Here is a 15,315-nt window from a genome sequence, read left to right on the forward strand (position 1 = left end):
TCCCTTCTCCCTCTGGAAGAAGGTGGCCCGAAGTGACGGATGAGGGGAACGCGAGACAACTCGAGCTTCCCTCACCCCAACCCCTCTCCCGGAAGGAGAGGGGCTTTTTCAGGCAGCCGGGTCGAACAGGTGCAGCACCTGGATCTCGCTGGCGGTGAGGCGGGCGCGGAGCTGCTTCTCCTGCTCGCGGACCTTGGCCAGGGCGCGCTCCTTGACCGGGCCGTAGCCACGGATCTGCTCCGGCAGTTCGGCGAGGGCGACAGCGGCGGCGTAGTTGCTCGGCTTCAGCTCCTTGATAAGCAGGTCAACCGTGGCTTCGTATTCCGCGATCAGGTCGCGCTCGAGCTTGCGCTCTTCGCTGTAGCCGAAGGGGTCGAACGCACTGCCTCGAAGGAACTTGAAGCCGGCGAGCACGCCGAAGGCCTTGAGCATCCAGGGCCCGAAACGACGCTTGCGCGGTTCGCCAGTCACCGGGTCAGCCTTGGCCAGCCAGGACGGCGCCAGGTGGAACTCCAGGTGGTAGTCACCCTGGAACTGGGCGTCCAGTTGCTTGCGGAAGGTGGCATCGCTGTAGAGACGCGCCACTTCGTATTCGTCCTTGTAGGCCAGCAGCTTGGCGTAGTAGCGCGCAACGCTGAGGGTCAGCGCCTTGTCTTCGCCGATGTCGGCCTTGCGCACGCGTTCCACCAGGGCACGGTAGCGCTCGGCGTAGGCGGCATTCTGGTAGGCACGAAGGTGGTCGGCGCGGTACTGGACGATCTCTTCAAGCGTCTCGCAGCGCGGGGCTTCTACTTCGGCTGGCTTGGCCAGCTTCTCCACTGCCGCCAAGTCATGGGCGGCACGGCGTCCCCATAGGAAGGCCTGTTGGTTGAGGTTGACCGATACGCCGTTGAGTTCGATGGCCTTGTCGATGGCTTCGGCGGAAATCGGGACCAGGCCGCGCTGGTAGGCGTAGCCGAGCATGAACAGGTTGGTGGCGATGCTGTCACCCAGCAGGCGGGTAGCCAGGCGGGTGGCGTCGACAAAGTGGGTCTTGGCCACACCTACCGCTTCCACCAGGGCCTCGCGCATGGCAGCGCCCGGCACCTGGGCATCCGGGTTGCGGGTGAACTCGGCGGTCGCGGCTTCATGGCTGTTGACCACCGCGTGGGCGATGCGGTCGTTGAGCTTGGCCAGGGCTTCCTCGCTGGCGGCCACCACCAGGTCGCAACCCAGAAGCAGGTCGGTCTCGCCGGCGGCGATGCGCACGGCATAGATGTCGTCTTGCTTGGCGGCGATCCGGATATGGGTAACCACCGGACCGAACTTCTGAGCAAGGCCGGCCTGGTCGAGGACGGTGCAACCCTTGCCTTCGATGTGCGCAGCCATGCCCAGCAGCGCGCCGACAGTGGTCACGCCGCTGCCGCCGACGCCCGGCAGGAGGATGTTCCAGGGACGGTCCAGGCTCGGCTGACGCGGTTCCGGGAGGGCCACGAAGAGCGCCTTGGCACCCGCGGCTTCCGGCTTGCGCAGGCTACCGCCATGCACGGTGACGAAGCTCGGGCAGAAGCCTTCGACGCAGGAGAAGTCCTTGTTGCAGGCGTTCTGGTCGATCTGGCGCTTGCGCCCCAGTTCGGTTTCCAGGGGCAGCACGGACAGGCAATTGGATTTGACGCTGCAGTCGCCGCAGCCTTCGCATACGGCCGGGTTGATGAAGGCGCGCTTGGCCGGGTCGACCAGTTTGCCGCGCTTGCGGCGGCGGCGCTTCTCGGTGGCGCAGGTCTGGTCGTAGATCAGCACCGAAACGCCCTTGAACTCACGCAGCTCGCGCTGCACGGCATCCAGCTCGCGACGATGGTGGAAGGTGACGATGGGCGCGAAGGTGGCGCGGGTCGGATACTTCTCTGGCTCGTCGCTGACCAGGGCAATGCGCTTCACACCCTCGGCGAAGACCTGCTGGCTGAGTTGGTCGACGCGCAGTTCGCCGTCGATGGGCTGGCCACCAGTCATGGCCACGGCGTCGTTGTAGAGGATCTTGTAGGTGATGTTGACCCCGGCGGCGACGGCCGCGCGCAGGGCCAGTTGACCGGAGTGGAAGTAGGTGCCGTCACCCAGGTTCTGGAAGATGTGCGGGGTGTCGGTGAAGGGGGCCTGGCCGATCCAGGTGGCGCCCTCCCCGCCCATCTGGGTGAAGGTATCGGTGTTGCGGTCCATCCACTGGGTCATGTAGTGGCAACCGATGCCGCCCTGGGCGCGACTGCCTTCCGGCAACTTGGTGGAACTGTTGTGCGGGCAGCCGGAGCAAAAATGCGGGGTGCGCGTGGTCGTGTGCTTAGGCTCGGCGAGGGCCTTTTCCTTCGCGGCGAGGAAGGCCAGGCGGGACTCGATCTGCTCACTGGAGTAGATCGGCGCCAGCCGCTTGGCGATGACGCGGGCGATCATGGCCGGCGTCAGTTCACTGAGGTTGGGCAGCAGCGAAGTGCCCTCCTCGTCGAACTCGCCCACCACGCGCGGGCGCTTGTCCACTGGCCAGTTGTAGAGCTGGCCGGTGACCTGGTCTTCGATGACGCTGCGCTTCTCTTCCACCACCAGGATCTCATCCAGGCCTTGGGCGAACTCGTGGACGGAGACAGGCTCCAGCGGCCAGCTCATGCCGACCTTGAGCACCCGCAGGCCGACCTTGGCGCAGAGTTCTTCGTCCAGGCCCAGGTCATTCAGGGCCTGGCGCACGTCGAGGTAGGACTTGCCGGTGGTGATGATGCCGAGGCGCGGGGTCGGCGAGTCGAGCATCACCTGGTTGAGGTTGTTGGCGCGGGCGAAGGCGCGGGCGGCGTAGATCTTGTACATGTTCAGGCGCTTTTCCTGCGCCAGGGGCGGATCCGGCCAGCGGATATGCACGCCATCTTCCGGCAGGACGAAGTCTTGCGGAATCTTCACTTCCACGCGCAACGGGTCGACTTCCACCACCGCGGAGGAATCGACGTTCTCTGCAATGGTCTTCAGCGCCACCCAGCAACCGCTGTAGCGCGAGAGTTCCCAGCCGATGATTCCGTAGTCGAGGATTTCCTGGACGTTGGCCGGATTCAGTACCGGGATGGAGGCGCCGATGAAGGCATGCTCGCTCTGGTTGGCGATGCTGGAGGACTTGCAGCCGTGGTCGTCACCAGCCAGCAGCAGGACACCGCCATGAGCCGAGACGCCGGCGGAGTTGCCGTGCTTGAAGACGTCGCCGCAGCGATCCACACCCGGGCCCTTGCCGTACCACATGGCGAACACGCCGTCGTAGCGGGCGCCGGGGAACAGGCTGGTCTGCTGGCTGCCCCAACAGGCGGTAGCCGCCAGTTCTTCGTTGACGCCGGGCTGGAAGTGAACGTGGTTTTCCTTGAGGAAGGACTTGGCTTCCCAGAGGCTCTTGTCGAGGTTGCCGAGCGGCGAACCGCGGTAGCCGGAAATGAAGCAGGCGGTGTTCAGGCCGTGAGCCTTGTCCCGCTGCTTCTGCAGCATCGGCAGGCGGGTAAGCGCCTGGGTGCCGGTGAGGTAGAGGTGACCGGTTTCGAGGCGGTATTTGTCATCCAGGCGGATCTCGGCCAGAGACATGTGGGCGCTCCTTTTATTTTTATGGCGACCTTGATGGCAACGGTGGGTGCCATCCTTTGTTCAGCCCGAAGCAGGATCGCTGCGTCGGACGCATGCCAAAACTATGACCGGACGGTGCTGATTTTTTCTTTCTATTTTCGGGTTTCAACGCCAGACTTGCGCATGATCCTTCCAACAAAAACACGTTTTCGGACTGATTCATGCAGAACCCTCTGAGTCCCATTGACCGCAAGATCTTGCGCCTACTGCAGCATGACGCCGACCTTTCCGCCGCCGAAGTGGCCGAAAGGGTGGAGCTGTCGCAGTCACCATGCTGGCGACGAATTCATCGCATGCAGGAAGACGGGTTGATCGAACGCAAGGTGGCCCTGCTCAATCCCAAATTGCTGGGTTTCTCGATCACGGTGTTCGTCAACATCAAGCTCTCCGCCCACGGCCGCAACAACCTCACGGAGTTCGAGGAGGCCATCGTCGGCTATCCGGAAGTGCTGGAGTGCTACACCATGGCCGGTGGCTCGGACTACCTGTTGAAGGTGGTGGCCAAGGACATCGCCAGCTACGAGCGCTTCCTGCGGGACCAGCTACTGCAGCGGCCCCATGTGCTGGAGGCGCACTCGAACATCGCCATGAGCGAGGTCAAGCGCACAACGGAGCTGCCGCTGGATTGAGGATCAGGCCGAATCAGGCCAGGCGACGGGGCGGTGTTCTTCGATGAGCTGCAGCAGGCGCTGGCAGGTCTCGGCGATGGAGCCGGAGTTATCCAGCAGGCAGAGGTCGGCGTTTTCGCCAGCGAGCAGGGTGTCGGCGAACCCGGTGTTGCGGGCCAGGCGAGCTTCGATCTCCTCCGCCGATTCACGACCACGGGTATGCAGGCGTCGACGCAGTACATCGTCCTCGACCGTCAACAGCACAGCCAGAAGGTGCGGGTAGCGCCGACGGGCTTCGGGAAGGTAGCCACGGGAACCGTTGACCAGCACGTCGTCGCCTGTTTCCAGCCAGTCGTCGATCAACCGGGGAATCCCGTAGGACAGGCCATTGGCGTACCAGCTCATGGCGAACTCGCCACGCTCCTCACGCTCGGCGAAGGCCTCGGGACTGACCGCCTCGGCGAGTTCCCCCTTGGCTTCTGCAGAACGGGTGATGACCCGGCGCGCTACGCGGCAGCCCTGCGCGTCCGAGCGCTCACGCACGGCATCGAGCAGGCTGTCTTTGCCGGAACCGGAAGGGCCTATCAGGTAGATGAGCCTGCCTTTCATGGGAACACCTGGAGGAATGCTAGTGGCCAAGGATCACAGCCGGGATTCGAAGAAATTCACCGCGAAAATTTTGAACCGCTTTTATGACAGCGCAAAGGATTCTTTTGCATAGGGCGTGGTCTGACAACTGCAGCTACCCTTTAGCATGATGGCCAGACAGCATCATGATGCCTTCATGGACCTTGAATGGGGCTTCGAGGGGCAATGCGGCTGTCGGACCGTGGTCAATGAAGGTTCTAGAGCGCTGGAAGAGGCATCCTGGAATTGTCTGGAAATTGTTCAGCCACTCGCAATTCGGACAATTGGTGCTGGCCAAAAGCCGCTATAATGATCACAATCCGACACCAAATTGACGTCAAGGAAACGTTTTGCTGACCTTAGGGTCATACCGATTCGAATCGCGAAACTGGTTGAACAATTGCTGCTAAGGACAGTCAAACCGGTGACAATCTTGCAGCTCATTGCCAGCATCGCTTTCCTGAACTAACCGGTTGAATGTATGCGCCCTATGAAACAGGCTATCTATTCCAGTCGCACGGCTGACAAATTCGTCGTTCGTCTCCCCGAGGGTATGCGAGAGCGCATTGCTGTCGTGGCCCGCAACCACCATCGCAGCATGAACTCCGAGATCATCGCCCGCCTCGAGCAGAGCATGCTCCAGGAAGGCGCGCTGGACGAAGGCGTTTCCATGCGCCTGGACAGCCCAGAGCTGACCCTGCATGAGCGCGAGCTGCTGCAGCGCTTCCGTCAGCTGTCGCGGCGCCAGCAGAATGCCCTGGTTGCCCTGATTGCCCACGATGCGGAACTGGCGGCTGAGGAATCCTGAAGCTCCCCGCATTGAATGAAAAAACCGGCTATTGCCGGTTTTTTCATGCCTTCGATTCGGAAGGGCCCCGTCTGGGACAGTCGCACTAACGAAAAAGCCGCCCTGCGGAGGCGGCTTCTTCGTTCATTCGATCTCAGAGCAGGAACAGGGTGGCCAGGCCAAGGAAGATGAAGAAGCCGCCGCTATCAGTCATGGCCGTGATCATCACACTGGAACCCATCGCCGGGTCGCGCCCCATGCGCGTCAGGGTCATGGGAATCAGCACCCCCATCAGCGCCGCCAGCAGCAGGTTGAGGGTCATCGCCCCCGTCATCACCACGCCCAGCGACCAGTTGCCATATAGATAGTAGGCAACCGCCCCAATTACCCCACCCCAGATCAGGCCATTGATCAGGGCTACACCCAGCTCCTTGCGCAACAGGCGCGAAGTATTGCCGGGGCCCATCTGGTCCAGGGCCATGGCGCGGACGATCATGGTGATGGTCTGGTTGCCCGAGTTGCCGCCGATGCCAGCAACGATCGGCATCAGTGCCGCGAGTGCTACCAGCTTCTCGATGGAGCCCTCGAACAAACCGATCACACGGGACGCGATGAACGCAGTGACCAGGTTGACCGCCAACCAGGCCCAGCGGTTACCGACCGACTTCCAGACCGAGGCGAAGATGTCTTCCTCTTCGCGCAGACCGGCCATGTTGAGCACTTCGGTCTCACTTTCTTCCCGGATCAGGTCGACCATTTCGTCGATGGTCAAACGACCGATCAGCTTGCCGTTCTTGTCCACTACCGGTGCCGATACCAAGTCATAGCGCTCGAACGCCTGGGCAGCATCGTAAGCATCCTCATCCGGGTGGAAGCTCACCGGGTCGGTGGCCATGACTTCGGCCACTTCCTTGTCCGGGTCATTCACCAGCAGACGCTTGATGGGAAGAACGCCCTTGAGGACGCCATCGTAGTCCACCACGAAGAGCTTGTCGGTGTGGCCGGGCAGCTCCTTGAGACGGCGCAGGTAACGCAACACCACTTCGAGGGCCACATCATCGCGGATGGTGACCATCTCGAAATCCATCAGCGCGCCGACCTGGTCTTCCTCGTACGACAGCACGGAGCGAACACGCTCGCGCTGCTGCGCATCGAGGGACTCCATCAGCTCATGGATCACATCCCGCGGCAGCTCGGGCGCAAGGTCCGCCAGCTCGTCGGCGTCCATCTCCTTGGCAGCCGCGAGCAGCTCGTGATTGTCCATGTCCGCGATAAGCGTTTCGCGGACCGCATCGGACACTTCAAGGAGGATGTCGCCGTCGCGCTCAGCCTTGACCAGCTGCCAGACCGTCAGACGGTCCTGGAGCGGCAGGGCTTCGAGGATGTGGGCGATGTCGGCAGGGTGCAACTCGTCCAGCTTGCGCTGCAGTTCCGCGAGGTTCTGGCGGTGGACGAGATTTTCAACGAGGTCGCGATGCTGGCCTTCCTGACGATGCGTCAGGTCTTCCACCAGCTTGTGGCGATGCAGCAGTTCGATAACCTGGGCCAGACGGTCCTGCAGGCTCTCTTGCGGCTTTTTGGCTTCTACTTCAGTCATATAGCGCGCTCCACCCCCAGTGGCAGAGCACGCCAGAAGGGGTCAAACAGTCATTTCGCGATTGTGCAATCGGGATTCTGAGTAACTACTGGGTAAGTCCATGATGGTTGTCCGAATGCCCCGGCGGGGCTGACCGCGCAATGATAACACCGCCGTTAGACTCACGCGTTACAAAATCATGGAAAGAACAATCGCTTGCATCGCAAAGCTGGGATTGCCTTCACCCTCCTGCGACGTCGGCACGCATCTGTAGGACACGCGCACGCGTGGAGATTCAGCGGATACCCTCGAGAGCCCATGCCAAGGAGAAGGCGCCATGAAACGACTCTCGATCCTCATCGTCACCGCCCTGCCCTGCTGGCCACAGCCCCCATTGAACGCGGCATCTGTCTTCCGCTGCAGCGATGCCGAGGGCAACGTCAGCTTCAACCAGCATGGCTGTCCAGTGGGCAGCCATGCCGAGCAACATCGCACCAGGACGCCAAACATCTTGAGTAGCGAACTGATACCGGGCGAACTGGGTGAGTCGTACTTTCCGATTCAGAAATGGGATAACCCCGAACTTCCTCAGGAAATAGTAGTGGTCGGTGAGCGGGAGGAGGTATGCGGCAACGCGATTTCGCCGCAGGATCGGCGCAGGGCGATTATCCGCAAGCAGATTCGCAGCGGCATGACCCGCTCAGATGTCGAGAGGGCCTTGGGCAAGCCGGACCGAATTAGCGGAAGCAGTGGCAAGTTGCGCTACCACTACAAGCCTAAGAAGGGCGTCAGCTACCACGTTGCGTTCAATGCCGAGGGATGCGTGATAGCGGGGAAGTAGAAGCGCAAAAGAAAAGGGCCTGCATTTCTGCAGGCCCTTTCGGTATGGCGCACTCAGGAGGATTCGAACCTCCGACCGCCCGGTTCGTAGCCGGGTACTCTATCCAGCTGAGCTATGAGTGCGCAGTTGGTGTTTTTAGACCAGATCACCGCTGGTTTTTTCACGACTCTGGCTACGCCACGAGTCTTGAAAATGGCGCACTCAGGAGGATTCGAACCTCCGACCGCCCGGTTCGTAGCCGGGTACTCTATCCAGCTGAGCTATGAGTGCGTTGTGGGCGCGCATTATAGGGATTTTCTTGCTTTGGTCAACTGCTTTTTCGAGAAGTTTCAATAACTTAACGATCTAGCAACCAACCACCCTACAACACGAAATATGGCGGAGAAGGGGGGATTCGAACCCCCGACACCCTTTTGAGGTGTACTCCCTTAGCAGGGGAGCGCCTTCGGCCACTCGGCCACCTCTCCGCAACACGGGGCGCATGATAACCATGTTTTCCCCGTTTGCAAAGCCAAAAATTGCAGAAAAATTAGTGGCTTGGTTCTTGGTCTTTCTCTTTCTGTATGCGCTGGTAAATTTCCTCACGGTGCACGGCAACCTCTTTGGGAGCATTGACACCAATGCGCACCTGATTACCTTTCACCCCAAGCACGGTCACAGTGACATCGTCACCCACCATCAGGGTCTCTCCGACCCGGCGAGTCAGAATCAGCATTCCTTTCTCCTTACGGATTCGTTTCGGGACAACAGTCTGCAAAAAAGAAATGGTTACGGCCCCGGCACGGACTACGGCTGGAGCTTACACCCAAGTATTGACCAGCCCCGGCAAAAGGAAAGTTCCACCGTAGCAGCCAAAAACGACAAAAGGCGCGGGGTGAGCCGCGCCTTTTGAAAATTGCCTTATTCGCCCTGTCGGTTCGGGGCGTCTAGCTCGAACGCAGTGTGCAGTGCACGCACCGCCAGCTCGAGGTACTTCTCTTCGATGACCACGGACACTTTGATTTCCGAGGTAGAGATCATCTGGATGTTGATGGTTTCCTTGGCCAGGGCTTCGAACATGCGGCTGGCTACGCCGGCATGGGAGCGCATGCCAACACCCACGATGGAGACCTTGGCAATCTTGGTGTCGCCGATCACTTCACGGGCGCCGAGTTCGCTGGCGGTCTGCTCCAGCACGCGTTGGGCGTTCTGATAGTCGTTGCGGTGCACAGTGAAGGTGAAGTCGGTGGTGTTATCGTGCGCCACGTTCTGCACGATCATATCCACTTCGATATTTGCGGCACTGATCGGGCCCAGGATCTTGAAGGCCACGCCGGGGATGTCCGGCACGCCACGGATGGTCAGCTTGGCTTCGTCGCGATTGAAGGCGATGCCGGAGATGATCGGCTGTTCCATGGATTCCTCTTCATCAAGGGTAATGAGGGTGCCCGGACCCTCCTGGAAGCTGTGCAGCACGCGCAGCGGGACATTGTATTTGCCGGCGAACTCCACCGAGCGGATCTGCAGCACCTTGGAGCCGAGGCTGGCCATTTCCAGCATCTCCTCAAAGGTGATCTTGTCCAGGCGCTGGGCCTGGGGCACCACGCGCGGATCAGTGGTGTAGACGCCATCCACGTCGGTGTAGATCTGGCACTCGTCGGCCTTCAGGGCCGCTGCCAGGGCTACGCCGGTAGTGTCGGAACCGCCACGGCCGAGAGTGGTGATGTTGCCGTGCTCATCCACACCCTGGAAGCCCGCAACCACGACGACGCGACCTGCTTTGAGGTCGGCACGGATCTTCTGGTCGTCGATCTGCAGGATGCGCGCCTTGTTGTGGGCGCTGTCGGTAAGGATGCGCACCTGGTTACCGGTGTAGGAAACCGCCGGCACGCCGCGCTTGATCAGCGCCATGGCCAGCAGGGCGATGGTCACCTGCTCGCCGGTGGAGACCATTACGTCCAATTCGCGCGGTACCGGCTGCTCGCTGATCTGTTTGGCCAGATCGATCAGACGGTTGGTTTCGCCGCTCATGGCGGAAACCACGACCACGATGTCATCGCCGCCTTCGCGGAACTTCTTCACCTTCTCGGCCACCTGCTCGATGCGCTCGACAGTGCCGACCGAGGTCCCCCCAAACTTCTGTACGATCAAAGCCATTTCAAAAGCCGCCTAATCCCGTGAAGGGCGCCCATTAAACAATCAACGCAGAACACTGCCAAGGCCCGCCGGGCGTGGGGCGGACCGTTGGTGGCGGGCCTTAGAGGCCCTGTTCGACGAACGGTGCAGCCAGGGCCAGTGCCTGCTCAAGGGCCGCAGCGTCGGTACCGCCGCCACGCGCCATGTCAGGGCGGCCACCACCCTTGCCACCGACCGCCGCCGCGGCCTGCTTCATCAGATCGCCGGCTTTGAGTTGGCCGGTCAGGTCCTGGGTGACACCGGCGACCAGTGTCACCTTGCCCTCCAGCGCACTGCCGAGCAGGATCACCGCGCGGCCGAGCTTGTTCTTGAGTTGGTCGACCAGCGCCAAAAGCGCGTCGCCGTCCAGTCCGTCCAGGCGCGCCGCCAGGACCTTCACACCTTTGACGTCGATGGCCGAAGAAGCCAGATCGTCGCCGGCAGCACTGGCCGCCTTGGCTTTGAGCTGCTCCAGCTCTTTTTCCAGCTGACGGTTGCGCTCCAGCAAGGCGGACAGTTTGTCCAGCAGGTTGTCGCGACTGCCTTTCACCAGGCCCGCGGCTTCCTTGAGTTGTTCTTCGGCACCGTTGAGGTAGGCCAGGGCAGCAGCGCCGGTCACGGCTTCGATACGACGCACGCCAGCAGCCACACCGCCTTCGCTGGTGATCTTGAACAGGCCGATGTCGCCGGTACGGGATACGTGAGTACCACCGCAGAGCTCGACGGAGAAATCGCCACCCATGGTCAGTACGCGCACCTGATCGCCATACTTTTCACCAAACAGGGCCATGGCGCCTTTGGCCTTGGCAGTGTCGATGTCGGTCTCTTCGGTCTCGACTTCACTGTTCTTGCGGATTTCGGAGTTGACGATGTCTTCCAGAGCCTTCAGCTGCTCGGGCTTGATAGCCTCGAAATGGCTGAAGTCGAAGCGCAGGCGCTGGCTGTCGACCAGCGAGCCCTTCTGCTGGACATGATCACCCAGCACCTGGCGCAGCGCAGCGTGCAGCAGGTGAGTAGCGGAGTGGTTGAGTGCAGTCGCCTGACGAACGGTGGCATCCACCTGAGCAGTGACGGCAGAACCGACGCGCAGGGCGCCATGGTCGACCACGCCGTGGTGCAGGAAGGCGCCACCAGCCTTGGTGGTATCGCGCACGTCGAATCGCAGGCCGGCGGCGGCAATGAAACCGCAATCGCCCACCTGACCGCCGGACTCGGCATAGAACGGAGTGCGATCCAGGACCAGCACGCCCTCTTCGCCTTCGGCGAGCAGCTCGACTGCCTGGCCCTCCTTGAACAAGGCAACCACCTTGGCGTCGCCATGGGTGCACACGTAACCGGTGAAATCGGTATCGGCGTCCACCTTGACCAGGGAGTTGTAATCCATGCCGAAGGCGCTGGAGGCGCGGGACATCTCGCGCTGTTTCTCCATCTCGCGCTCGAAGCCTTCCTCATCGAGGGTCAGGCCGCGCTCACGGGCGATGTCACCGGTCAGGTCCATGGGGAAGCCGTAGGTGTCGTACAGCTTGAACACCACATCACCCGGGATCACGGTGCCGGAAAGACCGGACAGGTCCTGTTCGAGGATGCGCAAGCCCTGCTCCAGGGTCTTGGCGAACTGCTCTTCCTCGGTCTTCAGCACGCGCTCGATATGCGCTTGCTGCTGCTTGAGCTCAGGGAAGGCTTCGCCCATCTCGCCCACCAGAGCTGCGACGATCTTGTGGAAGAAGGCTCCGGTGGCGCCCAGCTTGTTACCGTGACGGCAGGCGCGGCGAATGATGCGGCGCAGTACATAACCACGGCCTTCGTTGGAAGGCAGCACGCCGTCGGCGATGAGGAAGGAGCAGGAACGGATGTGGTCGGCCACGACTTTCAGCGAGGGCGCGTCATCGTTGGCGCAACCGATAGCTTCAGCGGAAGCCTTCAGCAGGCTCTGGAACAGGTCGATCTCGTAGTTCGAGTGCACGTGCTGCAGCACGGCGCTGATACGCTCCAGGCCCATGCCAGTATCCACGCTCGGCGCCGGCAGCGGGTGCATCACGCCGTCCGCGGTGCGGTTGAACTGCATGAACACGTTGTTCCAGATCTCGATGTAGCGGTCGCCGTCTTCTTCCGGGGAGCCGGGCGGGCCGCCCCAGATTTCCGGGCCGTGGTCGAAGAAGATCTCGGTGCACGGACCGCAAGGACCGGTGTCGCCCATGGCCCAGAAGTTATCGGAGGCGTACGGGGCGCCCTTGTTGTCGCCAATGCGCACCATGCGCTCTTCCGGCACACCGACTTCCTTGGTCCAGATTTCGTAGGCCTCGTCGTCAGTGGCGTAGACGGTGACCCAGAGTTTGTCCTTCGGCAGCTTCAGCCAATTGTCGCCGGTGAGGAATTCCCACGCGTAGTGAATGGCGTCGCGCTTGAAATAGTCACCGAAGCTGAAGTTACCCAGCATTTCGAAGAAAGTATGGTGACGCGCGGTGTAGCCGACGTTTTCCAGGTCGTTGTGCTTGCCGCCGGCACGTACGCATTTCTGGCTGGTGGTGGCACGGGTGTAGGCGCGCTTTTCCAGGCCAAGGAAGCAGTCCTTGAACTGGTTCATCCCCGCGTTAGTGAACAGCAGGGTCGGGTCGTTGCCCGGAATCAGGGAGCTGGAAGCGACACGGGTATGCCCCTTCTCTTCGAAGAAGCTCAGGAAGGCTTCACGGATTTCTGCGCTTTTCATAGGTTCTTCCACGGAAACTGCGGCCACGACGGCGGGTGCTAATCGTTATCGGCGAAGGGCGGCAAGCGGAAATCGGCGAAAAAGCAGCAGGTTCTCAAGAATATCCCGGCATTTAACGCCTGTTTCCCACATTGCGCGCGAAACTCGAAGCCGTCTGGCGACGGGCATACGAATCACCGGCAAAGGGCCGCATTATATCGGCCCTGCGCCAGCGGGATAGTCTCTTTGTGCGATAGATGGCGGCTATTTATGCGCGCCATCCGATCAGCCTTGCCGGAAAGTGGCAAAAGCCTCGATCACACGGGGAACATCGGCGGCTTGCACGTCCAGATGAGTCACCAGACGCAAGCGCGCGGCAGGGCTGACGCGAATGCCGCGAGCAGCGAGGAAGTCGCCCAGGGCGCGTGCCTGATCACCGATCTGCACGTAGACCATGTTGGTTTGCACCGGCTCGATGCTGTAACCCAGATCACGCAGGCCCGCCCCCAAGCGCTCAGCATTGGCGTGATCTTCCGCCAGACGTTCCACCTGCTGATCCAGTGCATAAATACCGGCCGCAGCCAGCAGACCGGCCTGGCGCATGCCACCACCAACCATCTTGCGCAGGCGTCGAGCCTTGGCGATCAGCGCCGCGCCACCACAGAGCACCGAACCCACCGGTGCCCCGAGGCCCTTGGACAGGCAAACGGATACCGAGTCGAAGTGCTGGGTAATCTCGCGGGCGTCCACTCCCAGCTTCACCGCAGCGTTGTACAACCGGGCGCCGTCCAGATGCAGGCCCAGACCACGACGACGAGTCAACTCGCGGGCAGCGGCCAGGTAATCAAGTGGCAGCACCTTGCCTTGCATGGTGTTTTCCAGCGCCAGCAGGCGGGTGCGTGCGAAGTGGAAATCGTCCTGCTTGATGGCAGCTTCGACCCTGGAGAGGTCCAGGCTGCCGTCAGCCTCGCCGTCGATGGGCTGGGGCTGGATAGAACCCAATACGGCGGCGCCACCGCCTTCGTACTTATAGGTATGCGCCTGCTGGCCGACGATGTACTCGTCGCCGCGCTCGCAATGGGCCATCAGGCCCAGCAAGTTGCTCATGGTTCCCGTCGGCACGAAGAGCGCTGCTTCGAAGCCCAGGCGTTCGGCCAGCGTAGCTTCCAGGCGGTTGACAGTCGGGTCTTCGCCATAGACGTCGTCGCCCAGTTCGGCACGCTGCATGGCCTCGCGCATCCCGGGCGTGGGTTGGGTGACGGTGTCGCTACGCAGATCGATCAGGCTCATGCCGGGCTCCTTGGATGGGCAAAGGACCCGATCCTAAATGCCGGCACCAGGCGGGTACAGGTACAGAAAGAAAGAAAGAAAGGCGCAGCACCTGTTCACGAACCGACGCGCAGCAGATCGTGGACAGGTTCTCAGACGTCGGCCGGAACTATCAGGATGCCGGCACGCAGGCCGTTCTTCACCTTGGGATTGGGGAAGATGATTCGCGCCCCCTGCTCTTCCACCACCCAGCGGGTACCGGCGATGTCTTCAGCCAGCAGGTAACCGACGGGTAGCTCGCTGAAGTTCTCGATATCCGGCGCAAGGTGCAGGCGGAAGGACTCGCTGTGCTTGATGATCTCGCGCGATACCGAGAACAGTTGCAGGCCGTCCAGGCTTTCACCATCAGCCTCTGGCTCGCACCCTTCGATCAGCCCATGCAGACGCGCCTCGAGCCGGTCGAGGTTGACCTCCTCGTTGCTGCCGAACGGACGTGCCTTGCCCAGTTCCAGGGTAAAGGCCTCGGCATCCAGTCGCGCGTACGTGTAGGAGCTGAAGGTGATGCCAGTCTTGTTCTGCAGCAGCACGGCGTCGATGCCGGCAGCGCGCAGGCGCGCCAGTTCCCTGCGCGAATGCTCGCGACCTTCGACATAGGGGTAGAGGGCGAACTGTTCAATCTTCGACCCACGAATGGCGGTATGCAGGTCGTAATGCAGGCGCAAGCGGTCGGGCTTACTGAAGAAGGCAGCCGCGTAGCGCTCCAGCTCCCCGGCGCGCATGGCTTCGAAACCACTGGATTCGGCGTGCCGACCGTTGAACAGACGGTTGATGTCCTGCTCGACGAAGCGTTCGCCACGACGAATGGCTTCAGGGTTGCCCAGCAGGAAGAGAATGCGTGTACGCGGCTTCAACTGGCCGCGTGCGATGGCCTGGACCAGGCGGTCCAGCAATTCGATCGGAGCGGTCTCATTACCATGCACCCCGGCCGAAAGCAGCAGGTCGAGCCCACTGTCTTCGGCGGCCGGCGGGGTGACGTCCAGCGCCCCCTCCCCAAGCCAGTGCAGACGCACGCCCCCGGATGTCAGCTGGATCTTCTCGGTCGGCTCTCGGCCGGCGAGGGTCAGTTCGAGCAGTTTTCCGAGGGCTAGCATC

General features: G+C 61.6%; 11 protein-coding genes and 3 tRNA genes. 3 read left to right on the forward strand and 11 right to left on the reverse strand.

What is annotated here, in order from left to right:
• Positions 1 to 108: 108 nt before the first annotated feature.
• Positions 109 to 3,576 (reverse strand): indolepyruvate ferredoxin oxidoreductase family protein, encoded by a 3,468-nt coding sequence (locus tag E8E75_RS22330; protein WP_153918812.1) that lies wholly within the window; start codon positions 3,574 to 3,576, stop codon positions 109 to 111.
• A gap of 200 nt (positions 3,577 to 3,776) precedes the next feature.
• On the opposite strand from E8E75_RS22330, the gene E8E75_RS22335 reads away from it, so the two are divergent.
• On the forward strand, positions 3,777 to 4,244 hold the full coding sequence (locus E8E75_RS22335) for an Lrp/AsnC family transcriptional regulator (protein WP_120652443.1): 468 nt from the start codon (positions 3,777 to 3,779) through the stop codon (positions 4,242 to 4,244).
• A gap of 3 nt (positions 4,245 to 4,247) precedes the next feature.
• On the opposite strand, the gene phnN is transcribed toward E8E75_RS22335, so the two are convergent.
• Complete coding sequence (gene phnN, locus E8E75_RS22340; protein ID WP_120652445.1) at positions 4,248 to 4,832, reverse strand: phosphonate metabolism protein/1,5-bisphosphokinase (PRPP-forming) PhnN; 585 nt, start codon at positions 4,830 to 4,832, stop codon at positions 4,248 to 4,250.
• A 499-nt stretch (positions 4,833 to 5,331) separates the two neighbouring features.
• On the opposite strand from phnN, the gene E8E75_RS22345 reads away from it, so the two are divergent.
• Entirely contained in the window at positions 5,332 to 5,658 is a 327-nt protein-coding gene (locus E8E75_RS22345; protein ID WP_041770386.1) for an Arc family DNA-binding protein, read from the forward strand.
• A gap of 133 nt (positions 5,659 to 5,791) precedes the next feature.
• Here E8E75_RS22345 and mgtE read toward each other — a convergent pair whose 3' ends face one another.
• Positions 5,792 to 7,234, reverse strand: a complete 1,443-nt coding sequence (gene mgtE / locus E8E75_RS22350; RefSeq protein ID WP_120652447.1) for a magnesium transporter — start codon at positions 7,232 to 7,234, stop codon at positions 5,792 to 5,794.
• Positions 7,235 to 7,550: 316 nt separating this feature from the next.
• Here mgtE and E8E75_RS22355 point away from each other — a divergent pair, with 316 nt between their 5' ends.
• Positions 7,551 to 8,054, forward strand: coding sequence for a DUF4124 domain-containing protein (locus tag E8E75_RS22355; protein ID WP_153918815.1), 504 nt, complete (start codon positions 7,551 to 7,553; stop codon positions 8,052 to 8,054).
• 45 nt (positions 8,055 to 8,099) lie between these two features.
• Here E8E75_RS22355 and E8E75_RS22360 read toward each other — a convergent pair.
• From E8E75_RS22360 to astE, 8 genes are all read right to left on the reverse strand, one after another.
• Positions 8,100 to 8,176 (reverse strand) — tRNA-Arg (locus E8E75_RS22360).
• Positions 8,177 to 8,247: 71 nt separating this feature from the next.
• A tRNA-Arg gene (locus E8E75_RS22365) sits at positions 8,248 to 8,324 on the reverse strand.
• Between the two features lie 106 nt (positions 8,325 to 8,430).
• Positions 8,431 to 8,521 (reverse strand) — tRNA-Ser (locus E8E75_RS22370).
• 62 nt (positions 8,522 to 8,583) lie between these two features.
• On the reverse strand, positions 8,584 to 8,769 hold the full coding sequence (csrA, locus tag E8E75_RS22375; RefSeq protein ID WP_003283978.1) for a carbon storage regulator CsrA: 186 nt from the start codon (positions 8,767 to 8,769) through the stop codon (positions 8,584 to 8,586).
• Between the two features lie 185 nt (positions 8,770 to 8,954).
• Complete coding sequence (locus E8E75_RS22380; protein ID WP_120652451.1) at positions 8,955 to 10,190, reverse strand: aspartate kinase; 1,236 nt, start codon at positions 10,188 to 10,190, stop codon at positions 8,955 to 8,957.
• A 100-nt stretch (positions 10,191 to 10,290) separates the two neighbouring features.
• Entirely contained in the window at positions 10,291 to 12,915 is a 2,625-nt protein-coding gene (alaS, locus tag E8E75_RS22385; protein ID WP_153918818.1) for an alanine--tRNA ligase, read from the reverse strand.
• 264 nt (positions 12,916 to 13,179) lie between these two features.
• Positions 13,180 to 14,184, reverse strand: a complete 1,005-nt coding sequence (ltaE, locus tag E8E75_RS22390; RefSeq protein ID WP_120652455.1) for a low-specificity L-threonine aldolase — start codon at positions 14,182 to 14,184, stop codon at positions 13,180 to 13,182.
• A gap of 131 nt (positions 14,185 to 14,315) precedes the next feature.
• The gene (gene astE, locus E8E75_RS22395) at positions 14,316 to 15,314 is read right to left on the reverse strand and encodes a succinylglutamate desuccinylase (RefSeq protein WP_120652457.1); all 999 of its coding nucleotides are present in this window, start codon (positions 15,312 to 15,314) and stop codon (positions 14,316 to 14,318) included.
• Position 15,315 lies beyond the last annotated feature (1 nt).

It is taken from the genome of Pseudomonas sp. BN606 (assembly GCF_029873115.1).
Classification (GTDB): Bacteria; Pseudomonadota; Gammaproteobacteria; order Pseudomonadales; family Pseudomonadaceae; genus Metapseudomonas.